This window comes from Streptomyces sp. SCUT-3, assembly GCF_014083985.1.
Lineage (GTDB): Bacteria > Actinomycetota > Actinomycetes > Streptomycetales > Streptomycetaceae > Streptomyces_H > Streptomyces_H thermolineatus.
The window spans coordinates 3,793,826-3,809,977 of record NZ_CP046907.1 but is presented as its reverse complement, the minus strand read 5'-3'; the positions used below and the strand labels follow the sequence as shown (position 1 = coordinate 3,809,977).

The window sequence follows — 16,152 nt, the reverse complement described above, 5'->3', positions numbered from 1 at the left end:
GGGGGGCCGTCAGGCCTTGGTGGACCACATCCGGAACATGTAGCGGTTGACCTCGTCCGTCCGGTCGCCGGCCATGTCGATCTCGCGGGGCGGGAAGCGGTCGTAGAACGCCGTGCGCGTGTGGAGGAAGCGGTCGTCGGCGGAGACCAGGGTCTGCCCGCGCTCCAGGCGGACGCGGTACTGCACCGAGGACTGGTCGAGCACGGCGTCGAAGAAGTCGAGCGCGGCACGCTGCTCGTCGGTGACGGGCTCGCCGACCTTGTCGTGGGCGACCTCGATGTAGGTGCGGAAGTAGCGGACCAGGGGTTCGCCGTCCGCGGTGTAGCGGATGATCGGCGAGCGGAAGAAGCCGGTCTCCTCCGACAGCGACATGCCGCGCTTCTCGAACCAGAAGTCCTGGGTGAGGACGGCGAGGACGTCCGGGTGCCGCTCCAGGACCTCGTGGACGGGCTTGGCGTCCACGAGGATGCTCTCGCCGCCGATGTAGGCGGACTGGCCGCAGGACAGCAGCAGGTAGTCGATGGGGTCGACGTCGTTGACGGCGTCGTTGTGCATGTACGAGCCCTGCTTGGTCTGGTGGTAGCGGGCGCCGTCCTCGATGGTCCTGCGGACGCCCCGGTCGTAGACCTCGATCAGCCGCCAGCCGTCGGTGTTCTGGACCATGGGCCGGCCGAGGGCGGTGCCGAGGACCCAGGCGTACAGCGCCTGTCCCCGGAGACTGTCCACGCCGGCGACGCGGTCGTACACGATGAAGTGCACGGTGTCGTCGACGACGTGGCGGACGGCGTCGACCTCCGCCGTGAAGAGCGGGACGGCGCCGAGGTCGACGTCGATCGCGTCGACGCGGCCCGTGGGGAAGTCCCGGTCGAGCCGGGCGACGTAGGCGGCGACCTCGCGCTGCGCCTGCTCGGAGAAGGTGTGGAAAGCCTCTGTCGGAACCTCCAGGGTGCGGGGGTGCGCGGGTACGAGCGTGGTGCTCATTCTCTGCTGTTCCTCTCTGGGATTCCCGGTGACCCACGGCGGGCCCGGCAAGCATTGCACCATGTAGGCAAGTCGTTGACAAGACTGTTGACATCTCTGGGCCGCCGCCCTACCTTCACTCCCATGCCGTCCGGCTACAAGCCCGATTAAAGGCAACTGAAGACCGGGCAAAGAATTGCCTATTAATTGCTACAGCAATTCCCAGAACGGCGCAGATCGCGATTCGATCCACCACATCGAACGATTCAGGAGTCTCAGGCGTGCAGCGGTCCACCTATCCTTCATTTCGCTCTGTTCTGGCCGAGAACGAAATTGTTCGTGTGGCGGGTGCCAACCACGCCCTCGGAGGGCTGCTCGCAGAGGAGGCCGGATTCCAGGCCGTCTGGTCGTCCAGCCTCGAGGTGTCGGCGTCACGCGCTCTGCCCGACGCGAGCATCCTGAGCATGACCGAGTACCTCGAGGCGGCTGCCAACATCCAAAAAGCGCTGCGGATCCCGGTCGTCGCCGACTGCGACACCGGATACGGCGGCAACCTCAACGTGGCGCACATGGTCCACGAGTTCGAGGCGGCCGGCATCACCGCGATCTGCATCGAGGACAAGCTGTTCCCCAAGATGAACAGCTTCGTCGCAGGCGGTCAGACCCTTCTCGGCACCAAGGAGTTCGTCGACAAGATCCGCATCGCCAAGGGGGCCCAGGCCACCCGGGAGATGTTCGTCATCGCCCGCACCGAGGCCCTCATCAGCGGGCTCGACGTCGAAGCGGCCCTCGAACGCTGCCGCGCCTACGCCGACGCCGGCGCGGACGCGGTCCTCGTCCACTCCAAGACGAAGACCCGCGACCAGATCGTCGGGTTCCTGGAGGGCTGGGACTTCCGCTGCCCGGTGGTCATCGTGCCGACGACCTATCCGAACTGGCACATCGACGAGATCAAGCAGGCCGGCGTCTCCGTGGTCATCTACGCCAACCAGGGGCTGCGCGCCACCGTCAGCGCGCTGCGCGAGACCTACCGCTCCGTCTACGAGACCGGCGACTCCACGGCGGTCGAGAACTCCATCGCCTCCGTCCAGGACATCTTCGCCCTGCAGCGCCTGGAGGCATGGCAGAAGCTCGACGTCTGATCGCCGGGACGGACCGTAGGGGGCGGGACGAAAGAAGCGGAAACGACTCTTGGCCATCATCTCCACAGCGGACGAACTGTTCGACAGCGACGTCTACGTCGACCTCGGACACACGCTCCGCATCCCGTTGCACCTCAAGTGCGAGGGTTTCAACTTCGCCGGCTCTGTGAAGCTCAGGGCCGCCACCTCCATGATCACGTCGGCCGTCCGGAACGGCCTGGTCGACGAGCACTCCACCCTCGTCGAATCGTCCTCCGGAAACCTCGGAGTGGCGCTCAGCGTGGTCGCGGCCGCCCGCTCCCTGCGGTTCGTCTGTGTCACCGACCCCAAGTGCAACCCCGCGACCGTCAAGCTCATGCGGGCCCTCGGCAGCGAGGTCGTCGTCGTCGACCGGCCCGACGCGGACGGCAGCTACCTGACCGCCCGCAAGGCACTCGTCCGTGAGCTGTGCTCCCGCAACTCCGGCTACGTGTGGCTCAACCAGTACGAGAACCCCGCCAACTGGCTGGCCCACTACGAGAACACCGCGCCGCTGATCGCCAAGCGGTTCCCCGGTCTCGACGTGCTGTTCATCGGCGCCGGCACCGGCGGCACCCTCACCGGCTGCGCCCGGTGGTTCCGGGACAACCGCCCCGGCGTGCGGATCGTCGCGGTGGACACCGTGGGCTCGGTCAACTTCGGCATGCCCTCCGGCCCCCGCTACCTGCCGGGCCTCGGCGCCAGCGAGCCGATGCCCCTGATCGAGGCCGCCCGGGTGGACCAGGTGGTCCGGGTCCACGAGCACGACACCGTGCGGATGTGCCGTCGTCTCGCCCGGCACGGGTTCCTCCTGGGCGGCTCCACCGGAACCGTCGTCAGCGGCGCCGCCCGCTGGCTGGAGCAGCACGACCCCGGCTCCACCCTCACCTCGGTGGCCATCTCCGCCGACATGGGCGACCGCTACATCGAAACGGTCTACGACGACGCCTGGGTGCGCAGCACCTACGGCGACCTCGACAAGGAACAGGAAGAGAGCAATGGCTGAGCAGCAGGGCGGGCCCCCGCGGTTCTCCGTCGTACCCGGCGCTGCGGTGCACCGCAGCCTCGAGGGGCGCCGGGCCGAGGTCGTCGACCTGGTGGAGGACGCCTACCGGCGCCACGGCGAGGGCGGCACCGTCAACCCGCCCTCGTACTTCCTGCGGTTCCCCGACCGGCCCACCGCCCGGATCATCGCCCTGCCGGCCTCGGTCGGCGGGACGGACGACGCCGACGGCGTGGACGGCATCAAGTGGATCTCCAGCTTCCCCTCCAACCTGGAGCGGGGCATCCCGCGCGCCTCGGCCGTCCTGCTGCTCAACGACCCGGCCACCGGCTACCCCTACGCCTGCCTGGAGGGGTCCATCATCAGCGCGGTGCGCACCGCCGCGTCGGCCGCCGCCGCGGCCCGCCGGATCGCCGCCGGGCGCGGCAGCACACCCCGCCGCATCGGTTTCTTCGGCACCGGCCTGATCGCCCGGTTCATCCAGGAGTACCTGGCCGAACTCGCCTGGGACGTGGACGAGTACCACGCCTTCGACCTGAGCGGCGACTACGCCTCCTCCTTCGCCCGGCAGGTCCTGGAGCCCACCGGTCGGCCGGTCCGCGTCCACACCTCCGCCGAGGACCTCGTCCGCTCCTGCGACCTGGTCGTCTTCGCCACCACCGCCGCCGTGCCCCACGTGAACGACCCGGACTGGTTCTCCCACAACCCGCTGGTCCTCCACGTCTCGCTGCGCGACCTGGGCACCGACGTCATCCTGGACAGCGTCAACATCGTCGACGACGTCGAGCACGTGCTGAAGGCCGACACCTCGGTGCACCTGGCCGAACAGCGCACCGGAAACAGGGACTTCCTGCACGGCACGCTGTACGACGTGCTCACCGGCGGCCTCACCGCCCCCGCAGACCGGACCGTGGTGTTCTCCCCCTTCGGACTCGGCATCCTCGACCTCGTCGTCGGCGCCCACGTCCACCGGACGGCCGTCGCCGCCGGGGAGGCCGTCGCCGTCGACGGCTTCTTCCACGAGCTGGACCGCCACCAGAGCGCGGGGGCGTCATGACCCCCCGGCCCGCCGCCGCCTCCCCGGCCCCCGCCGTGCCGGCCTTCGCCCCGCTGCCGCTCGCGGAGGGCGCCGCGGCCCGCGCCACCGCGCTCTCCCTCGGCCGGTCCGCGGAGTTCGACACCGCCTCCGGCGTCCTCCACCACGTCGCGCGCTTCGCCGCCGCCACCCCGGACGCGCCCGCCGTCGTCGACGGCGACACCACCCTCACCTACCCCGGGCTGCTGACCCGCGCCGCACGGTTCCGGGCCGCCCTCGCCTCGGCCGGCTGCGGCGCCGGCAGCGTCGTGGCCGTCGTCGGCAACCGCTGCGCGGACACGATCGCCGCCTTCCTCGCCCTCGAAGGGCTCGGGGCCGTCTACCTGCCCGTCGCCACCGACTGGCCGGCCCAGCGGGTCACCGAGGTCCTCCGGCGCAGCGCGGCCGGGTTCCTGCTCGACAACTCCGGCGGCCTTGACGGCGGTCACGGCGGGGAGACCGCCGTCAAGGCGGCCGCCGGGCTCGGCACCACCGTCGTCGCCGCCCCGGGACCGGACGCCGCCGTCGCCCCGTACACCCCCGACGGCCGCGACCAGTCCTCGGAGGCCCGGTACTGCATCTTCACCTCGGGCACCACCGGGCGCCCCAAGGGCGCGGCCGTCGAGCACCGCGGCATGGTCAACCACCTGTGGGCCAAGGTCGCCGACCTGGAGCTCACCGCCGACGACCGGCTGGCGTTCACCGCACCCCTGGTCTTCGACATCTCCGTCTGGCAGATGCTCGCCCCCCTCCTCGTCGGCGGTGCCGTCGTGGTCGTACAGCAGCAGGACCTCGACTTCCCGCGCCGCGTGAGGACCGTCCTGGAGCGCACCGGCGTCACCGTGGTCGAGCTCGTCCCCACCGTCGTCGGCTGGCTCGTCGGCGAGGCCGAGCGGCGGGGCCCGGTGCTCCCCTCCCTGCGCCGGCTGATCTCCACCGGCGAGGAGCTCCGCCCCGAGCTCGCCGCCCGCGCCCTCGCGGCCCTCCCCCACGTGCGCCTGCTGAACGCCTACGGGCCCACCGAGTGCTCCGACGACGTCACCCACCACGAGGTGACCGCCGCCGACACCGCCCGGCCGCGGCTGCCCGTCGGCGGGCCCGTCGCCAACGCCCGGCTCTACCTGCTGGTGCAGGAGGAGGACGGGGGCCCGTGGCGGGCCGCCGGGCCCGGCGAGGCCGGGGAGCTCTTCGTCGGCGGCGTCGTCGTCGGACTCGGCTACGTCAACGACCCCGACAACAATGCCCGCGCGTTCTTCACCGACACCCTGGACCCGGACTCGCCCACCGGCCGGCTCTACCGCACGGGCGACCTCGCCCGCTTCGAGGAGGGCGTCGTGCTCTACCTCGGCCGGGTCGACCGCCAGGTCAAGATCGCGGGCGTGCGCATGGAGCTCGACGAGGTCGAGGCCGTGCTGCTGCGCCACCCGGCCGTCGACCGTGCGGCCGTCACCGTGCCCGTCGTCGACGGACGCCCCGTTCTCGCCGCCCACTACACGGTCCGCGGACCCGTGACCCCCGAGGAGCTCCTCGCCCACCTGGCCGACTCCCTCCCCGAGGCGATGGTGCCGCGCCGGCTCACCGAGCTGGACGCGCTCCCCCTGACCCCCAACGGCAAGACCGACCACCGTGCGCTGCGACGACTCGCGCAGGACGGCACGTCCCCTGCAGAGGTGTGACATGGCAGACAAGACCGCTTCTCGTGACCTGACCGCCGACGACCTGCCCGCGCACTCCCGGCTGCTGCTGAGGATGGCCCGGCTGCGCCTCGGCCCCGACGACGTCGCCGCGATCCGGGAGCTGGCGGGCAGCCCCGACCTCGACTGGGGCGCCTTCCTGGAGGCCGCCGCCTGGCACAAGCTGCTGCCGCTGGTCGGCCGGCACGTCGACCGCCACCGCCTGGACCGCAAGGCCGGCGAGCAGCCGGGCTTCCCCTACCCGTGGGTCTTCATCGGCGCCTACCTCGCCAACAGGGCCCGCAACCAGGCCCTGTCCGACGAGTTCGGCCGGGTGTTCGCCGAACTCTCCTCCGCGGGACTGAGGTTCGCGGTCCGCAAGGGCTTCTCCCTCGGTGAGGGCGAGTACCGCGACCCGGCGCTGCGCCGCATCGCCGACCTCGACGTGCTGCTGTCCCGCGAGGACGCGCGCGCCGCCCACGAGGTCCTGCTCCGCCTCGGCTACATCCAGGGCAGGGTCGCCGAGGACGGCGAGCGGATCGAGCCGTACAGCCGCGAGACGCAGGCGTTCTGGAAGATGAACCTGAGCAACCAGCTGCCGTACCGCAAGCCCGGCGGCCGCCCCGACATCACCGACTTCAACGTCGACATCTGCCACGACATCTTCCAGAAGAAGTCCGGGATCAGCGCCGGCGCCGCCGAACTGCTCGACCGGGCCGTGCCCGCCGTCCTGTGCGGCGCCCCCGCCTGGGAGCCCGCGCCCGACGACCGGCTCCTCGACCTCTGCTCGCACCTGCACAAGGAGGCCACCAGTCTCCACTTCATCGAGGACCGCCAGGACCTCCAGCTGAGCAAGTTCCTCGACCTCGCCCTGGTGGCGGAGGGCTGCGGGGAGGACGCCTGGCAGCGGTTCCTCAAGCGGGTCGTGTCGGTCGGCGCCGAGGAGATCGTGTACTACGCGCTGCACTTCACCGCGGTCCTCTACCCGGAGGCCGTCCCGGCGCACGTCCTGGACGCCCTGCGCCCCGAGGACACGGACTACCTGGAGCTGTACGGCTCCCTCGACGGGCAGAGCGCCCGCTGGGAACAGCCTTTCCTCGAGAGGCTGTTCAACGCCCGCCGGCACACCGCCGGGACCGTCTCCAACGTCCCGCTCCGGTGACCGCCGCCGTGCCCCCGGCCCCCGCCGCGGCGCCGGGCCGGGAGCCCGCACCGGGCCGGGAGCCGGGGCTGCTCGTCCTCAAGGTCGGCGGCAGCCTCCTCTCCGACAAGCGGCACAGCGGGGAGACCGACCACGCGGCCGTCGACGAGTACGCGGCCATGGTCGCCGAGCTGGTCGCCGAGCACCCCGGCCGGATCGTCCTGGTCACCGGGGGCGGTGCCCTGTGCCACCCCGTCGGCCTGCGGATCAAGGCGGCCGAGAACGACCCGTACGCGGCCGTCGCCCTGACCGAACCGGCCTTCCGCATGCGCTGGGCGTGGACCACCGCGCTCCGCGCCCGCGGGGTGCGGGCCGTGCCGCTCCAGACGACCTCGATGCTCAACGAGCTGCCCGACGGCACCGTCGTCACCGAGACCGGTGTGGTGTCCCGGCTCCTCGCCGAAGGTGCGCTGCCGGTCCTGTCCAGCGACTGCGTGGTCACCGCCGCCGGCACCCTGCGCATCCTCAGCAGCGACGACGTCCCCGGTGTGGTGCTCGACGCCGCCGCGGCCCCCGGCCCCGTCCGGGTCGTCGCCCTCACCGACGTGTCCGGCATCCACCTCGCGCAGGACCCGGACAGCCCCGTGCTGCCGCACCTCGACCCCGACGACCTGACCGCCGTGCGGCAGCTGTTCTGGGACGACGCGTGGGACGCCACAGGAGCCATGGAGGGCAAGGTCGAGGCGCTCGCCGCGCACGCCCGCCGCGGCGCCGAGTGCGTCATCACCCGCGGCGACCGCGGCCCCGGGGGGCTGCGCCACCTCTTCGCCCCGCTCGACGCCTGGCCGCACGACGTGCCCCGCACCCTGATCCGGCGCCGTGCCTCCGCCGCCGCCGAACCGTCCCAGGAGGACCTCACATGACCGGCACAACCGGACGGCCCGGCCGCGTCGTCCTGCTGAACCCGGGGCCCGTCAACGTGCACGACCGGGTCCGCGCCGCCATGGCCGGCCCCGACGAGTGCCACCGGGAACCCGAGACCCAGGCGCTCCTGGGCAGCGTCGGCGGCAAGATCACCGAAGTGTGCGGGGCCGGCCCGGACAGCCACGCCACCGTCCTGATCACCGGCTCCGGCACGGCCGCCCTGGAGGCCGTGATCAGCTCGGTCCTCCCCGCCGACGGCCGCCTGCTGGTGCTCGACAACGGCCACTACGGCGAGCGGCTGCTGCGCATCGCGCACACCCACGGCATCGCCTGCGTGCGGCTGGAGTTCGGCTGGGCCGTCCCCGTCGACCTCGACGCGGTCGACCGCGCGCTCGCCGCCGACGCGGACATCACGCACGTCGCGGTCGTCCACCACGAGACCAGCACCGGCATGCTCAACCCGCTGCGCGAACTCGGCGCGCTGGTCGCCCGCCACAGGCGCTCCCTGATCGTCGACGCGATCAGCAGCCTCGGCGCCGAGGACCTGGACGTCGTCCGCGACCACGTCGACTGGTGCGTCGGCACCGCCAACAAGTGCCTGGAGGGCATGCCGGGCATCAGCTTCGTCTGCGCCCCCCGGGAGCGCCTCGAGGCGCTCGCGGACGTGCCCGCCCGCACCTTCTACTTCGACCTGTCGGCGAACTACCGCGCCCAGGTCCTCGGGGGCAGCCCGCAGTTCACCCCGGCCGTCCAGGTGCTGCGCGCCCTCGACGCGGCCCTCGACCTCACCCTCGCCGAGGGGGTCCCGGCCCGGACCGCACGCTACGCGGCCCGCGCCGCCGAGATCCGCGCCGGTCTCGAGGAGCGCGGCATCGAGCTGCTCCTGCCGCCGGACCGGCGGGCCGGTTCGATCACCAACGCGCACCTGTCCAACGGCATGACGTACGACGAACTGCACGACGGGCTCAAGGAGCACGGCTACGTGATCTACGCGACCCAGGAGAAGTCCGCAGGGGTGTTCCGCCTCGCCAACATGGGCCAGTTGACCGGTGACGACATCGCCGGCTTCTTCCGCGCCTTCGACCAGGTCGTCGCCCGGTGCGCGGCCTCGCATTCCTGACCCCAGCCGAGAAGAGAGATGGAGCGGTGAGCCGGTGGCAACCGACAATTCCGTGAACGCTGCGCCGATCCACCTGGCGATCGTGGGCGGCGGCCCGACCTGCACGTACGTCCTGGAACGCCTCGCCGCCCTGGTGCGCGGGCGCCGGGAGGCGGCCGCCCTGGAGATCGTGATCTACGACCTCTCGGGGGAGTTCGGGCCCGGCCAGGTCCACAGCCCCGACCAGACGAGGACCAGCTACCTCAACCGGGTCGTCGGCCAGGTGGCGTTCGCCGCCGACGAGAGCGTGGTCGACGCGGGGCCCCTGCTCCCCACGAGCGAGCGGCCCACGCTGCTCCAGTGGTGCCGCAGGAAGTTCGAGGAGACCGGCGACCCGCTCTACGACGTGGTCGCCGAGGACTGGCCCAGGCGGTTCGTGCACGGTGAGGCCCTGCGCGACCAGTTCACCGTGTACGTGGAGATCCTGCGCGCCGTCGAGGGCGTCGAGGTGACCCTGCGACAGGCCGAGGTCGTCGACCTGGAGGAGCGCGGCGACCGGTTCGCCGTCCTCACCGCCGACGGCGCTCCCGCGTACGAGGCGGACTACGTGCTCATGCTCACCGGGCACTCGTCCAACCGGCCGGAGCTGGACCCGCGCCAGGCCCCCCTGGCCCGGTTCTCCGCCGAGCACCCGGCGCACTTCATCCCCTCCGCGTACCCGCTGGAGCGGTCGCTGACCCCGGCGCACACCGGCCCGGGCACGACGGTCGCCTGCCTGGGCATGGGGCTCACCGGCATCGACGTGCTGCTGTACCTCACCGAGGGCCGCGGCGGCAGGTTCGAGCGCGACGCGGACGGCGAACTCGTCTACCGCCCGTGCGGCGCCGAACCCGACTCGATCGTGGCCTTCAGCCGCTCCGGCCTGTTCACCTTCGCCCGGCCGTACAACGAGAAGGAACGCGACATCGCGGCCCTGGAGTACAAGGGCCCCTTCCTCACCACGGCGGCCGTCGCCGAACTGCGGCGGACCGTCGGCGTGCCGAACGTCATCGGCGGCGCCCCCAAGCGCCAGCTCGACTTCGAGCGGCACGTCTTCCCGCTGATCCTGCTGGAGATGGCGCTGATCCAGTACGGCGTGCTGTACGGGCCGGAGTTCCGGGAGGCCGCGGTGCGCGCCGCGCAGCCGGCGTACGAGAAGTTCCTGGCCGACGCCGACGCCTTCGCGGACCACCACGAGGCCGGCGCCTTCCTCGTCGCGCCCGTCGAGGAGCTGGCCCGGGGCCTCGCCGAGCGGGTCGACGACGTCCTGGCCGGCCGCACCGTGCAGGCGGCGCACCTCGACGGGGAGTCCGCCGACGGCCTGCCGCCGGTCGACCGGGCGGTGCGCTCCTTCCTCACGGTCGTGTACGGCGCGGAGCAGGCCGAAGCCCTGCTCTCCGAAGCCGGCGACCCGCAGGCCTTCGCCGCCGCGGTCGCCGCGGCCGAGTCCCCGTGGCGGCACGCCACGCGGGCGGCGGAGCACCGGTTCTCCTGGGAGCGGACCATCAACCCCGTCCCGGTGCCGGAAGCCGGCTACGCGAGCCCCGAGGAGTACGTCGAGACCTTCCTCGACTTCCTCGACCGGGACATCCGCTGGGCCTCCCAGGGCAATCTGAGCAACCCGGCGAAGGCGGCCGCCGACGCCGCCTGGCGCGACATGCGCGGCGTCGTCATCGAAGCGGTCGACTTCGGCGGGCTGCTCGCCTCCTCGCACCGCACCTTCCTCGGCGTCTACACCCCGCACCACAACCGGCTGTGCCAGGGCGCCTCGGTGGAGGCGATGGAGAAGGTCACCGCGCTGATCAAGAGCGGCCGGGTCGACATCTCGGTCGGTCCGGGCGCCCGGGTGGAGTGCGACGAGGAGCGCGGCCTGTTCCGGGTCGGCAGCCCCGTCACCGGCGCCGTGCGGTACGCGGACGCCCTCGTCGACGCCCGGGTCCACAGCTTCGACGCCGAACGCGACGTCATGCCGATCTACCCGAACCTGCTGCGCCGCGGCATCGTCCGCAAGTGGGTCAACCCCGGTGTCGGAGAACCCGACTTCGTCCCCGGTGGCCTGGATCTCACCCCCGAATTCCATCCGGTCCGCGCAGATGGCAGTGTCGAGCCCCGGATCACCTTCCTGGGCCCGCCCAGCGAGGGGGTCATGTACCACCAGATCGGCGCTCTCCGGCCGAACAAGGACCACCACGTGATCCGGGACATCCTCTGCTGGATCCACGCCTTCATGCCGCAGGAGTCCCCGGCCGGAGGGGAGACGAAGGAACTCGAAAGGAACCCGTCATGAGTACCTCCATCGACTACACGGCCCGCGAGTACGGCGGCATCGACGTGCCCGAGCGGCTGAAGGAGATCCGCGTCGCGCACGACCGGCTGCGCGCCGCCGCGGCAGAGGTCACGGAGGAGCGCGCCCGCGAGGCCGTCCACCTCCCGGGCTGGACGCGCGGCCACGTCCTGATCCACCTCGCCGACCTCTCCCGGGCGTTCGCCCGCCAGGCGCGTTACGCCGCCGAGGGCAGGACCGTCGAGGTGTACGACGGCGGACGGCCCACCCGCGACCGGCGCATCGAGGAGCTGCACGGCCGGCCGGCCGAGTGGCTGCGGGAGCAGCTGGAAGAGGGCCTGACCGCGATCGAGGAGGCGTGGGACGCCCTCGGCCCCGACGGCTGGGAACTGCCCTGCGCCTACCGCAACTCGCCCCTCTTCGCGACCCAGCTCGCCTGGTGGCGGGAGGTCGAGCTGCACACCGTCGACCTCGGTGTCGGCCACGGCTCGGAGGAGTGGAGCAACGCGCTCTCCTCGCACGTCGTCGCCTTCCTGCAGCCCCGGCTGCCGCAGGGGGTCGTGCTGAACGCGGACGACACCGGCGAGGAGTGGTCCACCGCGGCCGGGGGCCAGGACCCGGTGGTGGTCCGAGGCCCGCTGCGCGCACTGGCCGCGTGGATCTCCGGCCGTCCGCACCGGGTCCTGCCCGTCGCGGACGGCGACCCGGCCGCGGCGCTCCCCGAGCTGAACGCCTGGCCGTGACACGGCCGGCTCCGGCGGGCCCGCGCCCCGCGGGCCCGCCCCGCCCCTGACGTCCCGCGCCGGACGGGGTGCGGAACACCGAGCACCGAACGCCGTTCGGCGTCAGGTGTTCCGCACCCCGCCGGTCGCGTGGAACCCGTACCCCGGAAGAGAGTTCCCCTCCCCATGGCACAAGCCCAGACCTCCACCGCACCACCGCCGGCCTCCGCCGCGGGCCGCGAGAACGCGGCGGAGACCCTCGTCCAAGCCTTCGTGGACCACGGGTTCACCCACTTCACCGGCGTCCCCTGCTCGCTCCTCAAAGGCGTCTTCCGGGTGCTGGAGTCCGGGGCCGGGCCCGCCGAGGGTGTCACCTACCTCCCCGCGCCCCGCGAGGACTCGGCGCTCGGTGTCGCCGCGGGCCTCTCGGCGGCCGGTGCCAGACCCGCAGTCCTCATGCAGAACTCGGGCCTGGGCTATTCCCTGAACGTGCTCACCTCGCTCAACCTCATCTACGACCTGCACGTTCCGCTGATCGTCAGCTGGCGCGGGCACGACGGGAACGACGCGGTCGAGCACGACATCATCGGCCGCGAACTGCTCAACCTGCTGGACGTGTTCGGCCTGCGCCACACCGTCTTCGACCCGAACGAGCCCCACGCCTCCGTCGAGCGCTGTCTGGCGGCCGCCGAGGACGGGCGTGCCACTCCCGTCCTCATCGTCAAGGAAGGCATCTGAACGTGTTCGGCATCCAGGACGCGATCCGCGCGGTCACCGAGAAGTTCCCCACGTCCCTGTACGTGTCCACCTGCGGGTTCATCACCCGCGACCTCTACAACACCGCCGACCGACCCGAGAACTTCTACCTGGTCGGGTCCATGGGCATGGCCGCCCCCGTGGGTCTCGGCGTGGCGCTGGCCCGGCCGGGCCGCCACGTCGTCGTCCTCGACGGCGACGGCTCCTTCGCGATGAACCCCGGCGCCCTGCCGATGATCGCCGAACACTCCCCCGACCTGGTGCACGTCGTCCTCGACAACGGCGTCCACGAGAGCACCGGCGGCCAGCGGCCGGTGCGCATCGCCGACCCGGCCGGCATGGCGCTCGCCGCCGGCTACTCCGCCGCGTACGCCGTCGCGTCGGCCGAAGAGCTGGCCGCCGTACGCCCCGAGCCCGGCGTCCCCTCCCTGCTGCACATCACCTGCGCCCCGCGCGGCGCACACGCCGGCAAGCGCGTGGAGTGGACCCCCCAGCAGCTGGTCGAGCGGTTCCGCGCCGCCGCGGCGGCCTGACACCCCCACGGACAGGAGCATGCACACCATGGAAGACACCGCCGCGGCCGCGTCCGGACCGACGGAGCGGGTCCGCAAGGTCCTGCTCTCGGTCCTGGGCGCCTCCCTCGACGTCTCCCGCGTCGACCCCGGAGCCGACCTGTGGGAGGCGGGCATGGACTCGCTGCTGAGCGTGAGCCTGCTCGTCGCCCTGGAGGACGAGTTCGACGTCGAGTTCCCCGACGAGCTGCTCACCCGCGAGACCTTCTCCTCGGTGGAACGCATCACCGCCGCCGTCGACACCCTGGTGGAGGAGTGACCGCCGCCGCGGCCGGCACCGGGACGGTCGCCGGTCCGGCCGGCTCGGGCGCGCTGCCGGTCCGCTCCTCGCGGCTCGTGGACCTCAACCTGCTCACGGTGCGGATCTCCAGCAACCTGGAGGACTTCGACGCCTACGCGTACTTCTCCCGCGAGGCGCCCGACGGAACCGCGCCGGACCACGAGATCGTCTGCGTCGACCTGGACCGGGACCCGTACGACGTGGAGGTGCTGCGCGCGCTGAGCGACCGCACGCTGCGGGCCAAGCGCTTCCGCTCCGGCTACTACCTGAACCACATCTTCGGCGATCCGGCGTACCTCGTCACCGAGGGAAGGCGCTCGTACGTCTTCGGGCGGCGCCTCGAACGCACGGTCTGGCCGTACTTCGTCAAGCGGATCCTCACCGACTTCGCGGTCGACCACGGGTACCTGCACCTGAAGGCGGGCGGTTTCACCTTCGAGGACGGCAGCGCCACGCTCCTCGTCGGCCCCAACGCCGGCGGCAAGACAGTGTTCCTCACCCAGGCGTGCCTGGACGGGGCGCGGTTCCTCACCAACACGCACGTCCTGGTGCGCGACGGGGAGGCGCACGCCGTGCCCTCCGCGGTCCGGGTCCGGCGGTCCCCGCAGTTCGAGGAGCTGATCGACGGGCGCGTGCTCACCCCACACCTGGAGAGCGGGGACTTCGTGGCCGCGCCGGAACTCCTCTTCCCCGGCCCGCCGAGGGATCACGGGCGCGTCCGCAACATCGTGATCACCGACTTCGCCCCCGAGCGGCCCCGGGGGTTCGAGAGGATCACCGCCGAGCAGGCGGGCCTGTTCCTCGGCCTGTTCGCGGACGCGGTCGTCAACTACGGCCTGAAGGACGACCTGCTGGCCCACCACGGCGGCGACTTCGACGCGTTCACCGGCTCCCTGGCCGCCCTGCGCAAGCAGCTCACCGCCCTGGTCGAGGGCGCGCGCTGCTACCGGGCGAACGTCGACATGCTCGACCCGTCCGTCCGTGCGGCGGTCCTGGAGGAGCTGGCCCCGGGCGGTGGACCGGGCACGGCGGCGGACCCGGTGGGGCCGTGAGCCCCTTCGTCGCCGCAGTGGTGCTGTTCGCCGCGGTCACCCACGCCTCCTGGAACGCGATCACCCACCGCATCAAGGACGAGCTGGCCTGCCTCAGCCTGGTCGGCGCCGGACGCACCCTGTCCGGCGCCGTCCTGGCGTGCCTGGCTCCGCTCCCCGCGCCGGCCGCCTGGCCGTACCTGATCGCCTCGGTCCTGCTGCACATCGGCTACCAGGTGGCGCTGATGCGCTCCTTCCGGCTGGGCGACTTCGGGCAGGTGTACCCGATCGCCCGGGGGACGGCGCCCCTGCTCGTCACCCTGTTCGCCGTCCTCGCGCTGGACGAGCACCTGGGGGGCGCGAGCGCGGCCGGGGTGCTGGTCGCGACGGCCGGGATCGTCGGCCTGGCCCTGTGGGGCGTCCGTGACCGGGCGAACCGGCCCAGCGGTCCGGCCGTGGCGATGGCCGCGGCCACGGGCCTGATGATCGCCGTGTACACGGTCGTGGACGGCGTCGGTGTCCGCGAGGCCGGCGCGGCCCTCGGCTACATCGCCTGGCTGATGGTCCTCGACGGCCTGGCGATCCCCGCGTACGCGGCGGTCAGGCTGCGCGGCGCCCTGACCCCGAGGCTGCGCCCCGTGCTCCTGCCGGGCCTCGTCGGGGGTGTGCTCTCGGTCCTCTCGTACGGCCTGGTGCTCTGGGCGCAGACCCGGGCGCCGCTCGCGCCCGTCGCGGTGCTCCGCGAGTTCAGCGTGATAGCCGGGGCCGTCATCGCCGCGTTCCTCTTCAAGGAGCGCTTCGGCGGCCCGCGCATGGCCGCCGCGGCCGTGATGGTCACGGGCATCGCGCTGATGCTCGGAACCCTGTGAAGGAGCCCGGGACGTGCCCACGGAAACCGAACGCAAGTACCTCGTCCGCGTGGACGACCCGCGCTGGCGCGTGCTGGTCCGCGCGACGCACACCCTGCGCCAGGGCTATCTCTGCGCGGACCCGGAGCGCGAGGTCCGGGTCCGGGTCGTCAGCGGCACCGCGGCCTTCCTGACCGTCAAGGGCCGCCGGACCGGCCCGGTGCGTCCTGAGTACGAGTACCCCGTCCCCGTGGCGGACGCCCTGGAACTCCTCGCCCTCTGCGGCGGGCGGGTGCTCGAGAAGCGGCGGCACTCCCTCCCGGACGGCTGGGTCGTCGACGAGTACACCGGCGCGCACTCGGGCCTCGCGGTGGCCGAGGTCGAGTGGACGGGCGATCCGGACACGCCTCCGCCCGCGCCGCCCTGGGCCGGCAGGGACATCACCGGCGACCGCGCCTACTCGAACGCGGGCCTCGCCGCCGGACCGGCCGGCGACTGACGACCGGCGGCAGGCGACCGGCGGCAGGCGGCAGGCGGCAGGCGGGACGGCCCGGCGTCCCCCGGAGAGGCCCGGGGCAGGCCGGG

General features: G+C 72.5%; 16 protein-coding genes. 15 read left to right on the top strand and 1 reads right to left on the bottom strand.

What is annotated here, in order from left to right:
* Window positions 1-9: 9 nt before the first annotated feature.
* Window positions 10-981, bottom strand: coding sequence for a TauD/TfdA family dioxygenase (locus GQS52_RS16925; RefSeq protein ID WP_182314228.1), 972 nt, complete (start codon window positions 979-981; stop codon window positions 10-12).
* Between the two features lie 260 nt (window positions 982-1,241).
* Between GQS52_RS16925 and GQS52_RS16920 the strand changes: the two genes are divergently transcribed.
* The 15 genes from GQS52_RS16920 to GQS52_RS16850 all read left to right on the top strand — a co-directional run bounded on the left by GQS52_RS16920 (window position 1,242) and on the right by GQS52_RS16850 (window position 16,066).
* Window positions 1,242-2,102: an isocitrate lyase/phosphoenolpyruvate mutase family protein gene (locus tag GQS52_RS16920; protein WP_182314227.1), complete on the top strand. Its 861-nt coding sequence runs from the start codon at window positions 1,242-1,244 to the stop codon at window positions 2,100-2,102.
* 49 nt (window positions 2,103-2,151) lie between these two features.
* Complete coding sequence (gene sbnA / locus GQS52_RS16915) at window positions 2,152-3,126, top strand: 2,3-diaminopropionate biosynthesis protein SbnA (protein WP_182314226.1); 975 nt, start codon at window positions 2,152-2,154, stop codon at window positions 3,124-3,126.
* Window positions 3,119-4,180 carry a 2,3-diaminopropionate biosynthesis protein SbnB gene (gene sbnB / locus GQS52_RS16910; RefSeq protein WP_182314225.1) on the top strand — a complete coding sequence of 354 codons (1,062 nt, stop codon included), beginning with the start codon at window positions 3,119-3,121 and terminating at the stop codon, window positions 4,178-4,180. The genes sbnA and sbnB overlap by 8 nt, the downstream gene beginning before the upstream one ends.
* Entirely contained in the window at window positions 4,177-5,874 is a 1,698-nt protein-coding gene (locus tag GQS52_RS16905) for an amino acid adenylation domain-containing protein (RefSeq protein ID WP_182314224.1), read from the top strand. Before sbnB ends, GQS52_RS16905 begins: the two co-directional genes overlap by 4 nt.
* Window position 5,875: 1 nt before the next feature.
* Window positions 5,876-7,033, top strand: coding sequence for a nucleotidyltransferase family protein (locus GQS52_RS16900; RefSeq protein WP_182314223.1), 1,158 nt, complete (start codon window positions 5,876-5,878; stop codon window positions 7,031-7,033).
* Window positions 7,030-7,935, top strand: a complete 906-nt coding sequence (locus tag GQS52_RS16895) for a hypothetical protein (RefSeq protein WP_182314222.1) — start codon at window positions 7,030-7,032, stop codon at window positions 7,933-7,935. Before GQS52_RS16900 ends, GQS52_RS16895 begins: the two co-directional genes overlap by 4 nt.
* On the top strand, window positions 7,932-9,056 hold the full coding sequence (locus GQS52_RS16890; RefSeq protein WP_182314221.1) for an aminotransferase class V-fold PLP-dependent enzyme: 1,125 nt from the start codon (window positions 7,932-7,934) through the stop codon (window positions 9,054-9,056). The genes GQS52_RS16895 and GQS52_RS16890 overlap by 4 nt, the downstream gene beginning before the upstream one ends.
* 34 nt (window positions 9,057-9,090) lie before the next feature.
* Entirely contained in the window at window positions 9,091-11,361 is a 2,271-nt protein-coding gene (locus GQS52_RS16885) for an FAD/NAD(P)-binding protein (protein ID WP_182314220.1), read from the top strand.
* Complete coding sequence (locus GQS52_RS16880) at window positions 11,358-12,101, top strand: maleylpyruvate isomerase family mycothiol-dependent enzyme (RefSeq protein WP_182314219.1); 744 nt, start codon at window positions 11,358-11,360, stop codon at window positions 12,099-12,101. Before GQS52_RS16885 ends, GQS52_RS16880 begins: the two co-directional genes overlap by 4 nt.
* A 165-nt stretch (window positions 12,102-12,266) precedes the next feature.
* Window positions 12,267-12,818 (top strand): thiamine pyrophosphate-binding protein, encoded by a 552-nt coding sequence (locus GQS52_RS16875; RefSeq protein WP_182314218.1) that lies wholly within the window; start codon window positions 12,267-12,269, stop codon window positions 12,816-12,818.
* Between the two features lie 2 nt (window positions 12,819-12,820).
* On the top strand, window positions 12,821-13,369 hold the full coding sequence (locus GQS52_RS16870) for a thiamine pyrophosphate-dependent enzyme (protein WP_220472773.1): 549 nt from the start codon (window positions 12,821-12,823) through the stop codon (window positions 13,367-13,369).
* 19 nt (window positions 13,370-13,388) lie between these two features.
* Window positions 13,389-13,667: an acyl carrier protein gene (locus GQS52_RS16865; RefSeq protein WP_220472772.1), complete on the top strand. Its 279-nt coding sequence runs from the start codon at window positions 13,389-13,391 to the stop codon at window positions 13,665-13,667.
* Between the two features lie 53 nt (window positions 13,668-13,720).
* Window positions 13,721-14,740: a FomB family phosphonate monophosphate kinase gene (locus tag GQS52_RS16860; protein WP_182316515.1), complete on the top strand. Its 1,020-nt coding sequence runs from the start codon at window positions 13,721-13,723 to the stop codon at window positions 14,738-14,740.
* Complete coding sequence (locus GQS52_RS16855; RefSeq protein ID WP_182314217.1) at window positions 14,737-15,588, top strand: DMT family transporter; 852 nt, start codon at window positions 14,737-14,739, stop codon at window positions 15,586-15,588. The genes GQS52_RS16860 and GQS52_RS16855 overlap by 4 nt, the downstream gene beginning before the upstream one ends.
* Window positions 15,589-15,601: 13 nt before the next feature.
* Complete coding sequence (locus GQS52_RS16850; RefSeq protein ID WP_182314216.1) at window positions 15,602-16,066, top strand: CYTH domain-containing protein; 465 nt, start codon at window positions 15,602-15,604, stop codon at window positions 16,064-16,066.
* Window positions 16,067-16,152 lie beyond the last annotated feature (86 nt).